Below are 19,176 nucleotides of genomic sequence, written 5' to 3' on the forward strand. Positions count from 1 at the left end.
ATCTCAACAAGTTGCAGTATAATGCGAAAAAAGATAACATAGGTCAAGCTAATAAGAGCATAGGGTGAATGCCTAGGCACCAGAAGCCGATGAAGGACGCGATAAGCTGCGAAAAGCTACGGGCAGGAGCAAATATCCGTTTAATCCGTAGATGTCCGAATGGGGAAACCCACCTGAGATAAGCACTCAGGTACCTTAACATGAATTCATAGTGTTAAGGAGGGAGACGCGGGGAACTGAAACATCTAAGTACCCGCAGGAAAAGAAAACAAAAGTGATTCCGTAAGTAGTGGCGAGCGAACGCGGAGAAGCCCAAACCGGACTACAGCAATGTAGACCGGGGTTGTGGACTGGCATAATGATTCTTGAGACTTAGCAGAAGCAGTTTGGAAAACTGAACCAAAGAGGGTAAGAGTCCCGTACGCGAAAAGTTGAGAGACAGGCCAGTATCCAGAGTACCACGAGACACGTGAAACCTTGTGGGAAGCAGGGAGGACCACCTCCCAAGGCTAAATACTAACTGGTGACCGATAGTGAAGCAGTACCGTGAGGGAAAGGTGAAAAGAACCCCGGGAGGGGAGTGAAATAGAACCTGAAACCCTATGTTTACAAGCAGTTGTAGAGCATTAAGGCTCGACAGCGTACTTTTTGTAGAACGGTCCGGCGAGTTATTGTACGTAGCAAGGTTAAGTACTTAAGGTACGGAGCCGAAGGGAAACCGAGTCTTAATAGGGCGATAAGTTACGTGTAATAGACCCGAAACCGGGTGACCTATCCATGGACAGGTTGAAGCGGGAGTAAAATCTCGTGGAGGACCGAACCACATGACCGTTGAAAAGGTCTGGGATGAGCTGTGGATGGCGGAGAAATTCCAATCGAACTCGGAGATAGCTGGTTCTCCCCGAAATAGCTTTAGGGCTAGCCTCAAGGGAGTCTAACGGAGGTAAAGCACTGAATGGGCTAGGGGCCTTACCGGGTTACCGAACCCTATCAAACTCTGAATGCCGTATAGATGCTCCTTGGGAGTCAGACAGCGTGAGATAAGTTTCGTTGTCAAAAGGGAAACAGCCCAGACCATCAGCTAAGGTCCCAAAATCACAGTTAAGTGGAAAAGGATGTGGGTTTGCTAAGACAACTAGGATGTTGGCTTAGAAGCAGCCACTCATTCAAAGAGTGCGTAATAGCTCACTAGTCGAGTGAGCCTGCGCCGAAAATTACCGGGGCTAAAACTGTGTACCGAAGCTATGGCTTTGTGTGTGTTCAATGGTGTTACTTTAACAAGCAGTAAAGTGAAGGGAAGCTTCACGAAAAATATCCTTGTGAAACAAATAAGATATTTTTCGTTAAATTGTCCTCAAGCTAAAGCTGTGAATTAGGGAGCAGCATTGAGCACACACGAGGGGTAGGGGAGCTTACTGTTGTAGGCTGAAGCATGATCGTAAGGACATGTGGACGAAGCAGTAGTGAGAATGCCGGAATAAGTAGCGAGAGTAAAGTGAGAATCTTTACCGTCGAAAACCTAAGGTTTCCTGGGGAAGGTTCGTCCGCCCAGGGTAAGTCGGGACCTAAGCTGAGGCCGAGAGGCGTAGGCGATGGACAACAGGTTGAAATTCCTGTACTACCGTTAGCCGCTATTAGAGAAGTGGGGACGCAGGAGGATAAGTCAAGCGAGTGACTGGAAGAGCTCGTTCAAAGAAGGTAGACAGTTTGGTAGGCAAATCCGCCAGACGGTTCGAATATCTTATGAGGAGGGAAATTAGAGTACCGAAGTGACAGATTCCACGCTGACGAGAAAAGCCACTATCGAGGATGATGGTACCCGTACCGCAAACCGACACAGGTAGGTGAGGAGAGAATCCTAAGACGATCGGGAGAAGCGTTGTTAAGGAACTCGGCAAATTGACCCCGTAAGTTCGCAATAAGGGGTGCCTCAGCAATGAGGTCGCAGAGAATAGGCCCAAGCAACTGTTTATCAAAAACACAGGTCTCTGCTAAATCGAAAGATGAAGTATAGGGGCTGACGCCTGCCCGGTGCTGGAAGGTTACGGGAATCTGTAAGTCGCAAGGCGAAGCAGTGAACTTAAGCCCCAGTAAACGGCGGCCGTAACTATAACGGTCCTAAGGTAGCGAAATTCCTTGTCAGGTAAGTTCTGACCCGCACGAATGGCGTAATGACTTGGGCACTGTCTCAACAACGTACCCGGCGAAATTGTAGTACTTGTGAAGATGCAAGTTACCCGCGACTAGACGGAAAGACCCCATGGAGCTTTACTGTAGCCTGATACTGGGTTTCGGTATTCTTTGTACAGGATAGGTGGGAGGCTTGGAAGTAGTGGCGCTAGCCATTATGGAGCCAATGTTGGGATACCACTCTAAGAGTACTGGAACTCTAACCAGAGTCCGTAATCCGGACTTGGGACAATGTCAGGTGGGCAGTTTGACTGGGGCGGTCGCCTCCCAAAAGGTAACGGAGGCGTCCAAAGGTTACCTCAGCACGGTTGGAAATCGTGCATCGAGTGCAAAGGCATAAGGTAGCCTGACTGCGAGACAAACAAGTCGAGCAGGTACGAAAGTAGGGCTTAGTGATCCGGTGGTATGAAAGTGGAATTGCCATCGCTCAACGGATAAAAGCTACCCTGGGGATAACAGGCTTATCTCCCCCAAGAGTCCACATCGACGGGGAGGTTTGGCACCTCGATGTCGGCTCATCGCATCCTGGAGCTGTAGTAGGTTCCAAGGGTTTGGCTGTTCGCCAATTAAAGCGGTACGCGAGCTGGGTTCAGAACGTCGTGAGACAGTTCGGTCCCTATCTGTCGCGGGCGCAGGATATTTGAAGGGATCTGTCCTTAGTACGAGAGGACCGGGATGGACGAACCTCTAGTGCACCAGTTGTCACACCAGTGGCACAGCTGGGTAGCCAAGTTCGGCAGGGATAAACGCTGAAGGCATCTAAGCGTGAAACCCACCCTAAGATGAGATATCCCACCGTAAGGGTAAGACCCCATGTAGACTACATGGTTGATAGGTCAGGAGTGTAAGTGCAGTAATGCATTAAGCTGACTGATACTAATAGGTCGAGGGCTTGACCAATTAAAACAGGTATTTATAAAGAGAGTCTTTATCATAGTTAAATCATCAATTCTTGTCAATATTACTTCATTATATAGTTTTGAGGGTATATAAGAAATCATTTAGACATTACTTCCGATTCGAGCGGGTGTTGACGAAACTAAGTCGACACATGAGCGAGATTAGCGGAAGTTAGGATAAGGGATTTCAAGAAATCACTTAGACGCTACTTCCGGTTCGAGCGGGTGTTGACGGAATTAAGTCAACACATAAGCGAGATTAACGGAAGTTAGGATAAGAGATTTCAGAACCTGATAATTAAATAGTCAAAAGTTGATAGGCAAAAGCCTTATCAATTAAATTTTCTGGTGATGATTACGAGAAGGTCACACCCGTTCCCATCCCGAACACGGCAGTTAAGCTTCTTAGTGCCGACGATACTTAGACGGTTGCGTCTTGGTAAAATAGGTAGTCGCCAGATTTATATCAGAGCCTTATGCGAATAGCATAAGGCTCTGTTTGAGTTTAATTACATGTAAGTTTAACATACCCTGTAATGCAATTTATAGATCCCGTTTTTACCAATTAGGTTATTGACATTTACTATAATTCTGTGTATTATTAACTGTAAAACATGAGTTACAGTGCGGACGATTATTAAGGGAGGAATATTTATTTATGAAGAAAGTAATTTTTTTGATTTCAATTATTTCTTTACTTGCCTGTGTTTTCATCGGTGCATACGCAGAGACATCTGAAAATGCTTACAGGATTTCAGGGTATGTTAAACCGGATTTAATAGGCACCCAGGGTATTAGTAACGGTTTTATTGTTAAAGTATTAAGTAACAACAAGGAATTGCCTTATTCAGCTATTAGCTCCTCAGATGGGTACTTTGAAATTGAAAATATCCCTGAAAACCTTAGGGGTTATACACTTAAATTTTCCAGAGAAGGATATTTGGAAAGGGATCTTGTAATACATACTTTCAAGAGTGACATTGACCTTTCGTCCAAAAGTTTCTTTGTGGAAATGCTTGCTGGCGATATTTCCATAGATGGTGTTCAGGATGGTACAATAAATATTCTTGATGCTGTACAGATGGCTAAATGCTTTAATAGTACTTCAAGCGATACATCTTATAATATAAGTGTAGATTTTAATAAGGATAAAATCATCAATATGAGTGATTTAATGCCTATAGCATTGCACTTTAACTCAACAAAATCAAGTTATAATCCAAATAAAATTTTGGTTGGATCTATTAGAGATTTTTATATTCCTCAGGAGTATGAGCCTATACCGGAATTTAGATTTAAATTTGGTTCTGTTACAGAAATAACATCTAGCTCTGCAATACTCAATGCCTCAATATATGTACATGATTATACTTATACTGTGCACAGTGCATATTGGGAAAAAGATAATCCTTCACTAATTTTCCTTGGAGATTCAAGGAGCTTTTATGCCGGTGCATTTTTGTTGGGAACTAATAAGGACTTTTCAATAAAAATTAGTGGGCTTAAGAAAAACACTCAATATGGCTGCGCGTTGGTGCTTGATGGACCGGGTATAAGAGGTTCAGGGATATATACAAGTGAAATTACAACTTTGGACAAATAAATAATAAAGGAATATAAAATTATTGTCGAAATATATATTGGTGATTTTACGAACTGTTCTATAAATTAGGGCATTTCAAAATATTATTCAAGTATTTTTTATAATACAATTGTATATATTACGAAAAAATTTTACATTAGCAAATGCAGCTGAATCGTCTGTATTTGCATTATAAAAATGAACTTTTCGCAACATATGAATCAAGGAGAATGTTTTGCAATAATTAAAAGTGTAAAATGATTATTGCAAAACATATAGTTCAGCTTTTTGAAATGCTCTATTGGCGAGAGAATTATTTGCTAATACCTGAAACACATCAATTGAATCTTTAAATTTACATAATCCTTAAAGACCTTACGTACAAAAAAGGGAGGAAGAAGTTTATGGAAAATATGGAATACTTCAAACGTGGTACAGTTATTAGTATGAGCCACGCTTCTATGAGTGAACCGACCTTAACTGTAGTACAAAAAATTGAGGGGCATAATTTATACTTCAAATTACCAATGGAGTTTTTAAAAAGAAATGTTTTCAAGGGCGATAAGATAAATGCTCAGGTATTTGGAGATGAATATGAGTTGGTTATAAATGGAATAATAAGTGATATTGATTTCAAATATCCTAATTATGTTCAAGTATGTGTAGACAGGATTGATAAGTACAGAAATAAAAGAGAATTTAGAAGATATATGGTTAATATGATGGCAAATGTAACTCTGGCTAAAAGTGATTATAAAATTTATTCTGTTGTTAAAAACATTGGATTTAATGGTGCAGGAATAGTAATAAAAGATGAAATTCCAGAGAATGACAGTAAAAAATTAAAAATAATAACACAAGTTGGAGAAAAGGACTATCTTGAATTTACTGCAGATATAATAAGAGCTGAGTCAAGAGGATTATATAATGAATATGGTGTCAAGATCACATATATTGATGACATGAATAAAGATATTTTAGATAAGCTTATATATAAGATGGAAAAGGATGAAAGCCTTTATGTCAAGGAGTCATTGAAATAAAATTAGATATATTAAATAAGGTTAATGCAACGGACTGATCTAAAAGGTCCGTTTTTTATTCTAAAAATAATTATATAAAATTAACAATTTTGAGTTTTTAATAATTGGGTATTGTGGTATACTATATGCTGGTATAGAATGCTAAGGAGGTAATATATGGATACAAGGGAATTGTTTAATTTTTGGTTGACGGATGATTATTTTGATACAGATACAAAAAATGAACTGTCACAAATAAAGGATAATGAAAAAGAAATCGTTGAAAGGTTTTATAAAGAACTGGAATTTGGTACAGGTGGACTTAGAGGGATAATTGGTGCGGGAACTAATAGAATGAATATATATACAGTCAGGAAAGCAGCACAGGGAGTAGCCAACTATATCAAAAGTCTTGGTAAGGAAGCTATGGACAGGGGAGTTGTTATTTCCTTTGACTCAAGAAATAAATCACCTGAGTTTGCATTGGAATCTGCTAAAGTTTATACAGGAAATGGTATTAAGACGTATTTATTTAATGAATTAAGGCCTGTTCCTGTTTTATCATTTGCAGTAAGGTTCTTTAATACTGCTGTAGGTATAATGGTGACAGCCAGCCATAATCCAAAGGAATACAACGGGTATAAGGTTTATGGCGAAGATGGAGCACAGCTTTCATTAGAAGGCTCTAACATAGTGTTGGATGAGATAGGCAAAATTAAAGACATGTCCAGTATAGCATTAATGGACAAGGAAGAGGCCCTTAATAAAGGTTTGCTTAAAATTGTGGGCATTGAGATAGAAAATGCATTTATATCAGAAATCAAGAAGCAATGTATAAATCCTGATTTAGTCAAAGAAATAGGTAAGACTATGAAGATTGTATATACTCCTCTTCATGGTACCGGAAATAAACCGGTAAGAAGAGTGTTGAAGGAGAATGGCTTCGAGAATGTAATTGTGGTTAAGGAACAGGAAATAGCCGATCCAAATTTCTCCACTGTTAAGTCTCCAAATCCTGAGGACAAAGAAGCACTTACAATGGCCATAGAGCTTGCTGCAAAAGAGGACAGTGACCTTGTAATAGGTACTGATCCCGATTGTGACAGGGTTGGAATAGCTGTAAGAAATAAAAACGGTGAGTATGTTGTTTTTACAGGTAACCAGACTGGCTGCCTTCTAATGGAATACATGCTGTCACAGAAAAAAGCAAATGGAAACCTTCCTACAAACGGATTTGTAGCTAAGACTATTGTATCTTCAGAATTGTCAAGAAAGATTGCAAGTGCTTATGATATAGAAGTGATTGAGGTTTTAACAGGCTTTAAGTTCATAGGAGAAAAAATTAAAGAATTAGATGAATATGGAAATAAGAAATATATCTTCGGCTTTGAAGAAAGCTATGGCTACCTTGCTGGAACACATGCAAGGGATAAGGATGGAGTGGTAGCATCCATGTTAATTGCTGAGATGGCAGCCTACTTCAAGTCAAAGGGAATGACACTATATGATGCATTAGAAGAGCTTTTTAAGAAATATGGTTATACAATTGAGTCAATAACATCCTTTACACTTGCCGGCAAGGAAGGGCTTGAAAAATAAAGTTTACAATGGATGAATTAAGGAAGGCTAGACATTCAAGCTTTGGGACATCTGTCGTGTCTGCAATAAGGGATTACGCAAAAGGTGAGAGATATGATATAAAATCAGGCAGCGTAGAAAAGCTGACTCTTCCTGAATCAGATGTACTGTATTATGAAATGGAGGATGGTTCATGGTTTTGTGTAAGACCATCTGGAACAGAGCCCAAAATAAAGATATACTACGGAGTTACAGGAACAGGCCTTCATAATGCACAAGGTAAGCTTGATACACTAAGGGAAAATGTGCTTACAGTTGTAAAGAAGTTTTTATATGAGTAATAAACATCTATAATTCTTAATTTTTTAGACATTAAAGAATGATTGAGGGTCAGGTTAATTCCTGACTCTTTTTGTGTTTTGTGGTAATAATTATTATATATTAATGAAGTACTCCAATAACAAACTTGAAAAAGTGAAATCATTATATGCTATAATATTTAGGAATAACTAAAACATAACTTTCGCTATAAATTTCGCTTATGTGTTGAATTAACACGTTAGCAACTGTGTAGAAGCGGAAGTAATATTCCAATTATGCCTTAACTGAAAGAAGGGTTAATATGCCTGATTTTGTACATTTGCACGTCCATACCGAGTACAGTCTTTTGGATGGTGCCAACAGAATAAAGGATCTAATAAGACATACTGCAGAGCTTGGCATGAAGAGCATAGCAATAACCGATCATGGAGTTATGTATGGAGTGGTTGATTTTTACAAGGAAGCGGTAAAAAATGGTATTAAGCCTATTATTGGTTGTGAAATATATACTGCAAAAAGAACAAGGTTTGATAAAGAGGCTAACCTTGATTCGGAACAGGGGCATCTTGTGCTGTTAGCACGGGATATGACCGGTTATAAAAACCTTATGAAAATAGTATCAATAGGCTTTACTGAGGGCTTTTACTATAGGCCTAGGGTTGATATTGAAGTACTGGAAAAGTACAGTGAAGGTATAACAGCATTAAGTGCATGCCTTTCAGGAGATATTTCCAAGGCCATTATGCGTAATGATATTGACAAAGCAAAGAAAATAGCCTTAAAATACAATTCGATTTTTGGACAGGGGAACTTTTTTCTTGAATTACAAAGTAACGGAATTGAGGAGCAAAACCTTGTTAACCAACAGCTCATAAAAATGAGTAAAGAGCTGTCATTGCCCCTTATTGCAACCAATGATGCCCATTATTTAAGACGTGAGGACGCGAGGGCACAGGAAATTCTACTTTGCATACAAACAGGTAAGACTATGGATGACGAAGACAGGATGTCTTTTTCAGCCGATGAATTTTATATTAAATCAATTGACGAAATGTACAGGTTATTTAAAAATGTACCTGAAGCACTGGAAAACACTGTGAAGGTTGCGGAAAGCTGCAATGTGGAGTTGGAATTTGGAAAGCTCCATTTGCCCTCATATTCCGTTCCTGACACAACAAACCCATATGACTACCTTGAAAGTTTATGCTTTGAAGGGCTTGAACGTTTATATGGGGATGCAAGCGATCAGGAAAAGAGGTACAGGCTATCATATGAGCTTTCTGTCATAAAGCAAATGGGCTATGTGGATTATTTCCTTGTTGTTTGGGATTTTATTAAATATGCAAAGGATAACGGTATAATGGTAGGCCCTGGAAGGGGATCGGCTGCAGGAAGCCTTGTGGCCTATACTTTGGGAATTACCAATATTGATCCCATAAAGTACAATCTTCTTTTTGAAAGGTTCTTAAATCCCGAGAGGATAAGTATGCCAGATATAGATATTGATTTCTGCTTTGAAAGAAGGCAGGAGGTAATAGACTATGTTGTCAGAAAGTACGGAAAGGATAGGGTTGCACAGATAATAACCTTCGGAACAATGGCGGCTAGGGCTGCTATACGAGATGTTGGAAGGGCTCTGAACGTTCCATATGGTGATGTGGATATTGTTGCAAAGATGATTCCTTTTCAACCAGGAATGAATATAGAAAAGGCTTTAGAATTAAATCCTGAACTGAAAAAGCGGTATAATGAGGATGATCGGACAAGGGAATTAATCGAGATGGCAAGGCTTTTAGAAGGTATGCCAAGGCATGCTTCAACCCATGCAGCAGGGGTGGTTATTTCAAAGGACCCCATTGACGAATGTGTTCCCCTGCAAAGGAACGAGGATAGTATAACAACTCAGTTTACAATGGGAACGTTAGAAGAGCTGGGGCTTCTGAAAATGGATTTTCTGGGCCTTAGGACCCTTACCGTAATTAGGGATGCGGTTGAACTGGTATATAAAAATTACGGCAGAAAGATCAATATTGATAAGCTTGATATGGATGATAAAGCTGTTTTCAAGATGATAAGTGAAGGTAAAACATCTGGCGTATTCCAGCTTGAAAGCGGCGGAATGACTCAGTTTATGAAGGAACTTCAGCCATCAAGCCTTGAGGATATAATTGCAGGTATTTCGTTGTACCGTCCGGGGCCAATGGATCAGATACCCAGGTATTTAAAGAACAAAAACAATCCTGATGAAGTAAAATATGACCATCCAAAGCTTAAGCACATTATGGATGTTACTTACGGCTGTATGGTATACCAGGAGCAGGTTATGCAGATTGTAAGGGATTTGGCAGGCTACTCAATGGGTAGGTCCGACCTTGTAAGAAGGGCCATGTCCAAGAAGAAAATAAGCGTAATGGAGCAGGAAAGGCAGAATTTCATACATGGTATAGTAGATGCAAAAGGAGATATTGAAGTATCTGGTGCTGTGAGAAATGGTGTGGATGAGGCAACAGCAAATAAAATTTTCGATGAAATGATGGATTTTGCAAGTTATGCCTTCAATAAATCTCATGCTGCTGCTTACGCAGTGGTAGCATACCAGACTGCATGGCTTAAATACTACTATCCGGTAGAGTTTATGGCGGCGTCCCTAAACAGCTTTTTAGGGAGCAGTGAAAAGGTATCTCAGTATGTATCGGAATGCAAGGCGATGAATATTGAGGTGCTTCCGCCTGACATTAATGAGAGCAACGTAAAGTTTACAGTTGTTAACGGTAAGGTCAGGTTTGGTCTGGCTGCTGTTAAAAATGTAGGTGGGGGAGCAGTAGGAAGCATTATTATTGAACGGGAGAAGAGTGGAAGTTTTAAGGATTTCAGGGACTTTTGCGAAAGGATTGACGGTAAGGATATAAATAAAAGATGTATAGAAAGTCTTATAAAAAGCGGTGCATTTGATTCCTTTGGGGTATATCGCTCAAAGCTTCTGGCGGTTTTTGAAAAGCAGCTTGATACAATAGCCCAAACAAGAAAAAAGAATATGGAAGGGCAGCTGTCCATATTTGAATTTGGCTCAGTTAATAAAGAAAGAGTTAAAGCTTATATTGAGTATCCCGATATAAAGGAATATCCCCAGAAGATTCTTTTGGCAATGGAGAAGGAAATGCTAGGCCTTTATATTTCAGGACACCCGCTTTTAGAGTTTGAAAATGAGCTGAAGAGCCAGGTTACAATTTACAGCTCTGATCTTTACTCAATTCAATCTGAAAACGAAGCTGGAGAAATGCTGGAAATGCATAAAAACTTAACCGATGGAATGAATGTTACTGTTGGAGGAATTATAACAAGTAGAAAGAACAAATCTACAAAAAGCAATAACATGATGGCATTTTTAGGCCTGGAAGACTTCTTTGGAACTATGGAAGTTATAGTATTTCCAAAAATTCTCCAAAAATATGCATCTCAAATGGTAGAGGAAAATATTGTATTAATAAAGGGAAGAATAAGTTTGAAGGAAGAAGAGCAACCTAAGATAATATGTGAAGATATTAGTCCTATAAATAAGAAAAAGTTAAAAAAGGTATATATCCGAACAAATAAAAATATGGATAAGACAAATTACGAATCAATTTTATCCATGTTTAGATACTTTAATGGCATGACACCGGTATGTTTTTACGATGAGGATGACAAGTCTGTAAAGGTTCTCGGGAGGGAATACTGGGTAAGTCTCAACGACTGCCTCCTGGATGAGTTGAAAATTAGACTTGGAGAGGATAATGTCAGGATTGCAGGTGAATAAGGAACAACTGATTAGAAAAAAATATTGATTTTAAAATAAAATAATATATAGTTATGACGAGGTGATTTGTTTGGATTGGGAGCAGGATAAAATTCAGGACTATATTATAATAAAAGCTGAGGAAAGCGGAGTAAACATTATAGGCCTCACACGTGGAAGAGATACTAAATTTCATCACACTGAGAAGCTAGACAAGGGAGAAGTATTAATAGCCCAGTTTACTGAGAATACATCTGCCATTAAGGTTAGAGGAAAAGCAAAAATTCTTAGCCGTTATGGGGAAATTATTTCTGGTGAATAAAAGTCAAAAAGGGGCGTGTTTATATGTGGACTGTTGTGTATATGGCACAAAGCAAGGATATAGCAAACAAACTTCAGGAATTGCTCACTGTTGATGGTATACTTGTTAAGGTTAGACCGATTAGTAAAAACCATGAAAGCAACGACAATTATTTTGAAGTGCTTGTTCCCGAAGCTGAAGTTGAAGAAGCACACAGTGTAATTATTGAAAAGGGTTTTTAAGATTATTTACCACGAGTAATTTAATAGAACTAAAAATTTTCCCGTGTTAATTTTGATATATTTTCACGGGTTTAATATTTTATATGGAATAATACTAAATAGAGAGTTTATAATTGAAATAAGGCGGGTAATAAAATGATATCGGAGACACACTTAATTGTTAGATATGCGGAAACAGATAAAATGGGCATAGTCCATCATTCCAATTATGCTATTTGGTTTGAGGCAGGCAGGACGGATTTTATAAAAAAAGCAGGATTACCTTATTCACAGATAGAAGAGAAAGGCATAATGCTACCTCTTATTGAATTAAAGTGCAAATTTAAAATTGCCGCAAATTATGAGGATGAGATTATAATAAAAACAAGTATAGAGGAAATGACAAATACCAGGATTAGATTCCATTATGAAGTAGAAAGAATGGGTGATAAACCTGTAATACTATCAACAGGCGAAACTATGCATGTGTGGACTGATAAAAACTTGAAGCCGGTTAATCTTAAAAAATATTCACCTGAGCTATTTGAGTTATTTGGCAATATTTTAGGAGAATCTTAATATTATATAATTAAGGGCATTTTAAAAAATACATTATTCAAGTATTTTTTGTATAATATTATAGGTGCATTACAATCTGGTTTAGGCGGTGTATAGGTGAACGTTCCAAATATTTTGACTATAATAAGGTTTTTAGTAGTACCTGTTTTTTGCTATTTTATGATAATTGAAGATTACCATGTTTCGGTAGCTCTCTATGTATTTGCCGGAATAACAGATATTCTTGACGGTCAGATAGCAAGAAGATACAATTTGGTAACCTCATTTGGAAAACTTGCAGACCCGGTAGCTGATAAATCCATGCAGATTTCAGCACTTGTACTTTTGACTTTGAAAAATAAGATACCTCCAGTATTTTTAATAATAGTTATAGCTAAAGAGCTATTTATGATAGCTGGCAGTTTAATTCTTTATAAAAAGGCCAATTATGTTGTTTCAGCCAATTGGTATGGAAAAATGTCGACAGTTATATTTTTTATAGCAATAATATTGACACTTTTTGACATTCCCTATAATAACATATTTGTTCTTGTAGCTGTCTTAGCAAATTTATTTTCCTTTTTAATGTATACTATGGAATATAGGAAAATAAAACAACCAATTGAATAAAAATATAAAGGTTTTGTATGTCTAGGGAATTATGGTGCATTTAGCACCACAATTTCTTATGACAGATTTTTATCAAGGGGTATCGGATCACTGCCGATATACATGAAGAACGAAAACATAAATCCTAAATCAAAACCTGGTAGGAGGAAAAGATTAGCATGCTAAAGAAGAAAATAACAGGAATTTTTATATTAACTATAATAATTTTAATGGGGCAGGCAATTTTTGCTGAAGGTCAAATAAAGTGGAGGAAATCTCTTGAGACAGGTAAAATTAATTTAAAAGGAATAGCATATGATGGCGTAGGTTTATTTGCGGCTGTTGGTGAGGATGGAAGGATTAAAACATCTCAGGGAGGCATAAAATGGATTGGCAGGGAATCAGGAACAGTTGAGTCCCTAAACAGTATTACATATGGAAATGGAAAATTTATTGCAGTAGGTGAGGGTGTTATAGTTACTTCTTCCGACGGCATAGCCTGGACTACAAAATCATCACTAACTTTAAACAGTATTGTATGGCACATAGATAAATTTTATGCAGTTGGCAAATTTGGAACCGTTCTATCATCTGCTGATGGGGAAGCGTGGTCAAATGTTGAAATAGAAAGTGATGAATCTTTAAACGATATATATACATATGGAAATAAATTGACAGTTGTAGGTGATGACGGAGGATTTTACAGCACAGATGATGGTGTGAAATGGGCCAAAGTAAGAATAAGCAAGGATACTTCTATTAAGAACATCTGCTGGAATGGATCAAAATATGTAGCATCATCAGATGAAGGAAACATAGTTACTTCAATGGACGGAACAAACTGGGCATGGGTATCTCTTGAGGCTTCAATAGGAGGAAAACCAAGTGAGGTAAATGGCACATCAAAAGGCTTATTGCAACTCGGGAACGGAATAAAGGACATATGCTGGGATGGCAAATGTTTTATAGCAGTTGGGTTTAACGGTGCTATATATAGTTCCGATAGCGGTACCAAATGGGAAAAGATAAATTCATCTGCCAGCAGTAATTTGGAATCAGTTATATATACAGGAAAGGATTATTTTATTGTTGGAAATAACGGTACTTTATTAAAGTCAAAAGATTTGGAAAAATGGATATCAATTAACCTTAATGGAATTGAACAAAATTTAAATAGTGTTGTTTGGGGAAAAAATAAGTTTGTTACAGTGGGTGATGCTGGAATTATACTAACTTCCTATGATGGTGATTCATGGGTAAGACAGGATAATAATTTTGGCAAGGATTTGTTTAAAGTAATATATAACGGTAAAATGTTTGTGGCTGTTGGGGCTGAAGGGTACATAATTACTTCTGTAGATGGTATCAAGTGGATTAGGTCAAATACAGGAATTTTTAGTAAGTTAAATAGCATATCGTGGAACGGCAAAATGTTTGTGGCTGTTGGTGAATCGGGAGTGATACTGACATCTTCAAATTGCATAAAATGGAATATTACTAATTCAGGTTCTTATAGAAGTATATACTCCATAGTGTGGGACGGTGTAAACTTTATAGCTGATGAGGGTAAGGACGGTATGAGGTTATTATCCTCAGATGGAAAGGTATGGTCAAAGATCACACGATTAAAGGATGGAATTGTAAATAATAATATTGGGGATGCTCTTGTTTTTCCTGATTCAGATAATATTGGTAAAGATATACCTGATATTAAAGGTATAAAGCATATTATTTGGAATGGTACAGAATACATTGGAGTTGGAGATTTGACAGCTTCACATGTGGAAAACAAAAAAAATCAAGTTGATTCTCATGTTAGGGTTGGAAATTCTACTTTAACATCAAAAGATGGCATAAATTGGACAGATGAAACTCTTGGCAGTGTCAAGAATCTTAGAAGTGTGGCATGGAGTGGTGAATTTCTTGTTGCTTGTGGTGAGGAAGGTACCATTGTAAGTACAATCCCTTCATACATCAGTGTGGATATTGATGGTATGAGTTTGGAAGCTGATACACCGCCGCTTATTAGAAATGGTAAAACATTAGTTCCTTTAAGGGCAATTTGTGAGGCATTGGGTATGAATGTTGATTATAATGAGACTACAAAAACTATAACATGCACTCGCAACGAATCCACCATAATTTTAAAAGTCGGAGGGAAGGAAGCTGTGGTTGATGGAGTGATTGTTAAGCTCGATGAACCTGCAAATGTCATAAGAAATAGAACTATGGTGCCATTAAGGTTTTTGGCAGAGAATATCGGAGCAAAAGTAAGTTGGGACAAAGTAAAGAAAACTGTGTTCATAGTAAGTCAGAATTAATAATTTTTCTAAATTTCTCTTATTCTATTTATTTAACAATATAAATTCTTTTTTCAATCAAGTCATGAAAATACAGAAAAATTGAGGTGTTCTCATGAAGTTTAAAGTTACTTCTTCTCACCTGATTGCTATTATTGTGGTACAAGTTTTTGTAATAGGTATACTTTTCTTGATTTTAATTTCTAGTAAGCATAAAGCAAAAGCAGATAGTAAGAATTTTACATATGATATGGTAAAACCTAAATATGAAGTGTTAATGGATTACGATAATGCCGGGTTACCATATTCCGACATTGTTCCATTAACGGAATACCCTTTCTTTAAGTATCTTACCTCAAGCTATGGCAACGGGCAGGATATAAAGGAGTACAAGCTTCCTATAAAAGGAATGGCTCATGATGAGTTCATTGCTACAGCCTATGACTTATCCTTTGAGAGTTGCGGGAAATATCCGTCTCATCCAGAATACGGCATTACTTTCAGTGGCAAAAGGGCTGCTAGGGGAAGGACTGTAGCAGTTGATCCAAATGTGATTCCATTAGGAAGTAAAATACATATGACATTTCCAGGTGAATATAAGTATTTGAATGGTTGGTATGTGGCAGAGGACACAGGAAGATTGGTTAAGGGTAAGATTATAGATGTTTATCTCGGTGAATCTGCATTTTTTGAAATGGAGAGATTTGGAAGCATGAAAGTTAAGGTAAAAATAATTTATCCAGAGTATTATTAATGAAAAGGTTATTTACTTTAATTTGTGGATTAGGGAAATAAACAATTCTAACCATGGAAATAATTGTAATTATTGAACGTATATATTAAAATATAAAAAAGATTAACTATGTTACGAAAAAGATTTTACATTAGCAAATGCAGTTCAATCGTCTACATTTGCATTAGAGGAAATTATTTAAATTAAGAGAGTGAAGATAATGCCATATATTTTATCAATTTTCCTAATAGCTTTAGTTTCATGCTGTATTGTAAACCTTTTAAAACAACATTACATTATCCAACTGGCAGGTATTTCATTTCTTATCACCTATCTGGTACTAAGGCTTTATAGTCTTAGTAGGAGTGATGTAACCTTAAATGAGTTTTTAAACTGCTCCATACCTGCGATGACAGGTGTGGCAGCATGTTTGACCGGAATGGTATTAGGGTTCTGGGTTTTTCCTCCTATAAGGAGGAAAATCAATAGGGTATTAACAAAGAATTAACTGGTCGATGGGGCATTTCAAAAAGCTGCTGCCACAAATTACATACCTCATATCACTTGCCTATTCAACAAACATTATGTAAACTAAAATTATTAATCTTAATTTTACGCTATCGTCAATAGGAGGGGGATATGAAGAAGAGAGTATTTGCTTTAATAATTTCATTTATTATTTTAGTGGCAGCACTGCCGGCTTATTCATATAACATTAAAGATATTCAACTTGTAGTAAACGGTCAGAATATAAGTCTAAATGCACAACCCGTACTTATTAATGGAAGAATTCTCGTACCCGCAAGAATTGCCGTAGAAAGTATGGGAGGATACTTGGATTGGTATGCAAAAGAAGGAAGGATAGTAGCAAAAAGGGACAATTTGAAATTAACAATGTATTCCGGCGGTTATAAAGCTTATTGTGGAAATAGTACTATTAAAATGGATGTTCCTCCTGTTTTAAAAAATGGAACAGTTATGCTTCCCATTAGGTTTATAGCTGAGAATTTTGGATACCCTGTAAAATATGATGCAGTAAATGGTAGAGTCATAGTAGGCAATGGAGACAGTTCCTCTGGAAATTCAAGAGGAGACGATAGAGGTGGGAATATCAATTTTAGTAATTATAAGGTAGTTATTGATGCTGGACATGGGGGTTATGAAACAGGTGCCATAGTTTCAGGCGTATATGAAAAGGATCTTAACCTTGCAATTGCAAAGAAATTGAATACTTTACTAAAAAACAGCGGAGTAAAAACATATATGACCAGGACTACTGACAGGCGTGTGGGTTTATATGAGAGATCAGGACTCGCAAATTCCGTGAATGCAGATCTTTTTATAAGCATACACAACAATACCCAGTGGCAAAAGAGCATTAAAGGAAGCATGACGCTTTATTACCCTAATGGGGTTAGTAAAAATGGATTAAATGGTTATAAATTTGCCTCAATCGTGCAAAAAAACCTTAACTCAAAGCTTGGTACCGACAATAAAGGAGTTATACAGAGGCCAAATCTTGCTGTTTTAAGAACATCTAAAATGCCTGCAGTTTTGGTTGAAGTGGGATATATGACAAATAGAACCGAACTTGGCAAGCTTCTGACAGACAGTTACAAGGAAAAGGCTGCTGTGGTTTTAAAAGATTCAGTATTAGAGGCGTTGAAAAATATAAATAAGTAATTAAAATAAGTAATTAAAAAATAAGCTAATGGTATAAAAAATGATTTTACCGCTAAATGCAGTAAAGTCATTTTTTGTATTTAGTCATGGTCAAAAAATAACTTCTGCTATAAATTTAAGGTTTGCATTTAAATATGTCGATAAATATAAAAGAAAACTATATTCTAATGTTAACAAATGTTTGTGTCATTGTTTAGAGGCGGCTATAATGATGAAATACCATTATTACATATTAAAAACAAGGAGGCAACAAAATGATACTTGAATGGAAAGAAAATTTTAGTGTAAACAACAAGGATATAGATGAACAGCACAAAAAGCTATTTGAAATAGGACAGAGAATATACGATTCAATATCTACAATGAATAGCTATGACAGATATGATGAAATAATGGAAATATTTAGCGAATTGAATGAATATGTAAAGTTTCATTTTAAGTTTGAAGAAGAGTTGTTGGAAGAATGCGGCTATAGCAAACTGGAAACACATAAAATGGAACATCATTTTTTCATGAAGAAGTTGGAGAGAGAAGCGAATAGAGACATAGAGTCATCTCAGAAAGAAACTCTTGTACGGTTGATAAACTTCATTGCTGATTGGATTGTACAGCATATCCTAAAGGAAGATATGGCGTACAAGGAATCTTTAATGATGAAGAGGTAATGAATTGTGAAGTGGATAATGTAAAATCTTTTTCGTAAAATATATAATATGGTTGCGAGATGTTTTTTGTGTTATAATACATATTACAAATTACTATTATGCTTTTTTCAGGAGATGTATGTTTGAACTGGTATTTGACAATATGGTAAAGCCGATAAATATTGGCGTGGTAATTAGGCTTGCTTGCTCGGCAGGGGTTAGGGTATATTTTACAGGGAACAGTGTGGATTATAGAAACAGGAAAGCTCTTTTAGCTTCGGTTGGATATCATGAAATGGCAGATATATGCTATGAAAAGAACTTTGATGAGTTGATATTGAAACTTAAAAGTGAAGGGAAAACTATTATAGGTACATCCCCAAGAACGGAAACTGTTTATTCGGATATAAAGTATGAAATGCCAACGGTATTTGTATTTGGAAATGAGGTATATGGATTGTCAAAGAATCAGATATCACTAATGGATCGTATTGTGACAATACCTATGCCGGGACAAATAGAATCATTGAATGTTGTCAATTCTGCATCTATCATACTATATGAAGGGCTAAGGCAGAGAGGTTTCAAAAATTCGTAATAATTTCCTATACATAATCAATAAAAAACACCGTCATCGGTGTTTTTTATTGATTACCAGGAATATGAAATTCGTTATACATTGGGGTGGTGTATACGAATCGGGGATGCCTTTTAATGGATTTTACCATGAGTTTGTTTTTGGTATTTATATTATTTTTAG

The 19,176-nt window shown here is 37.0% G+C and carries 13 protein-coding genes, 2 rRNA genes and 1 pseudogene; all 16 read left to right on the top strand.

Going from position 1 to position 19,176, the window contains the following annotated elements; genetic code table 11:
- The first annotated feature begins 41 nt into the window (after positions 1 to 41).
- The 16 genes and pseudogenes from Bccel_RS02555 to Bccel_RS02630 all read left to right on the top strand — a co-directional run bounded on the left by Bccel_RS02555 (position 42) and on the right by Bccel_RS02630 (position 19,014).
- Positions 42 to 3,090: ribosomal RNA gene (locus Bccel_RS02555) — 23S ribosomal RNA — on the top strand.
- Between the two features lie 343 nt (positions 3,091 to 3,433).
- Positions 3,434 to 3,550: ribosomal RNA gene (gene rrf / locus Bccel_RS02560) — 5S ribosomal RNA — on the top strand.
- 197 nt (positions 3,551 to 3,747) lie between these two features.
- Positions 3,748 to 4,692: a dockerin type I domain-containing protein gene (locus Bccel_RS02565; protein ID WP_036943995.1), complete on the top strand. Its 945-nt coding sequence runs from the start codon at positions 3,748 to 3,750 to the stop codon at positions 4,690 to 4,692.
- 383 nt (positions 4,693 to 5,075) lie between these two features.
- On the top strand, positions 5,076 to 5,714 hold the full coding sequence (locus tag Bccel_RS02570) for a PilZ domain-containing protein (protein WP_050753020.1): 639 nt from the start codon (positions 5,076 to 5,078) through the stop codon (positions 5,712 to 5,714).
- A 156-nt stretch (positions 5,715 to 5,870) separates the two neighbouring features.
- A pseudogene (locus Bccel_RS02575) lies at positions 5,871 to 7,612 on the top strand (phospho-sugar mutase).
- A gap of 281 nt (positions 7,613 to 7,893) precedes the next feature.
- Positions 7,894 to 11,388, top strand: a complete 3,495-nt coding sequence (locus Bccel_RS02580) for a DNA polymerase III subunit alpha (RefSeq protein ID WP_036943992.1) — start codon at positions 7,894 to 7,896, stop codon at positions 11,386 to 11,388.
- Between the two features lie 70 nt (positions 11,389 to 11,458).
- Positions 11,459 to 11,689 (top strand): trp RNA-binding attenuation protein MtrB, encoded by a 231-nt coding sequence (gene mtrB / locus Bccel_RS02585; RefSeq protein ID WP_036943990.1) that lies wholly within the window; start codon positions 11,459 to 11,461, stop codon positions 11,687 to 11,689.
- Positions 11,690 to 11,712: 23 nt separating this feature from the next.
- On the top strand, positions 11,713 to 11,910 hold the full coding sequence (locus tag Bccel_RS02590; RefSeq protein ID WP_036943988.1) for a hypothetical protein: 198 nt from the start codon (positions 11,713 to 11,715) through the stop codon (positions 11,908 to 11,910).
- 135 nt (positions 11,911 to 12,045) lie between these two features.
- The gene (locus Bccel_RS02595; protein ID WP_036943987.1) at positions 12,046 to 12,468 is read left to right on the top strand and encodes an acyl-CoA thioesterase; all 423 of its coding nucleotides are present in this window, start codon (positions 12,046 to 12,048) and stop codon (positions 12,466 to 12,468) included.
- 96 nt (positions 12,469 to 12,564) lie between these two features.
- The gene (pgsA, locus tag Bccel_RS02600; protein ID WP_036943985.1) at positions 12,565 to 13,077 is read left to right on the top strand and encodes a CDP-diacylglycerol--glycerol-3-phosphate 3-phosphatidyltransferase; all 513 of its coding nucleotides are present in this window, start codon (positions 12,565 to 12,567) and stop codon (positions 13,075 to 13,077) included.
- A gap of 158 nt (positions 13,078 to 13,235) precedes the next feature.
- Positions 13,236 to 15,377 (top strand): stalk domain-containing protein, encoded by a 2,142-nt coding sequence (locus tag Bccel_RS02605; RefSeq protein WP_036943983.1) that lies wholly within the window; start codon positions 13,236 to 13,238, stop codon positions 15,375 to 15,377.
- A gap of 94 nt (positions 15,378 to 15,471) precedes the next feature.
- On the top strand, positions 15,472 to 16,110 hold the full coding sequence (locus tag Bccel_RS02610) for a 3D domain-containing protein (protein ID WP_050753021.1): 639 nt from the start codon (positions 15,472 to 15,474) through the stop codon (positions 16,108 to 16,110).
- A gap of 199 nt (positions 16,111 to 16,309) precedes the next feature.
- On the top strand, positions 16,310 to 16,597 hold the full coding sequence (locus tag Bccel_RS02615) for a hypothetical protein (protein WP_036943981.1): 288 nt from the start codon (positions 16,310 to 16,312) through the stop codon (positions 16,595 to 16,597).
- A gap of 131 nt (positions 16,598 to 16,728) precedes the next feature.
- Positions 16,729 to 17,772, top strand: coding sequence for an N-acetylmuramoyl-L-alanine amidase (locus tag Bccel_RS02620; RefSeq protein ID WP_036943979.1), 1,044 nt, complete (start codon positions 16,729 to 16,731; stop codon positions 17,770 to 17,772).
- A gap of 254 nt (positions 17,773 to 18,026) precedes the next feature.
- Positions 18,027 to 18,437: a bacteriohemerythrin gene (locus tag Bccel_RS02625; protein ID WP_050753022.1), complete on the top strand. Its 411-nt coding sequence runs from the start codon at positions 18,027 to 18,029 to the stop codon at positions 18,435 to 18,437.
- Positions 18,438 to 18,555: 118 nt separating this feature from the next.
- On the top strand, positions 18,556 to 19,014 hold the full coding sequence (locus tag Bccel_RS02630) for a TrmH family RNA methyltransferase (protein ID WP_050753023.1): 459 nt from the start codon (positions 18,556 to 18,558) through the stop codon (positions 19,012 to 19,014).
- Positions 19,015 to 19,176: the final 162 nt, after the last annotated feature.

The organism is Pseudobacteroides cellulosolvens ATCC 35603 = DSM 2933 (genome assembly GCF_001262605.1).
GTDB lineage: Bacteria > Bacillota > Clostridia > Acetivibrionales > DSM-2933 > Pseudobacteroides > Pseudobacteroides cellulosolvens.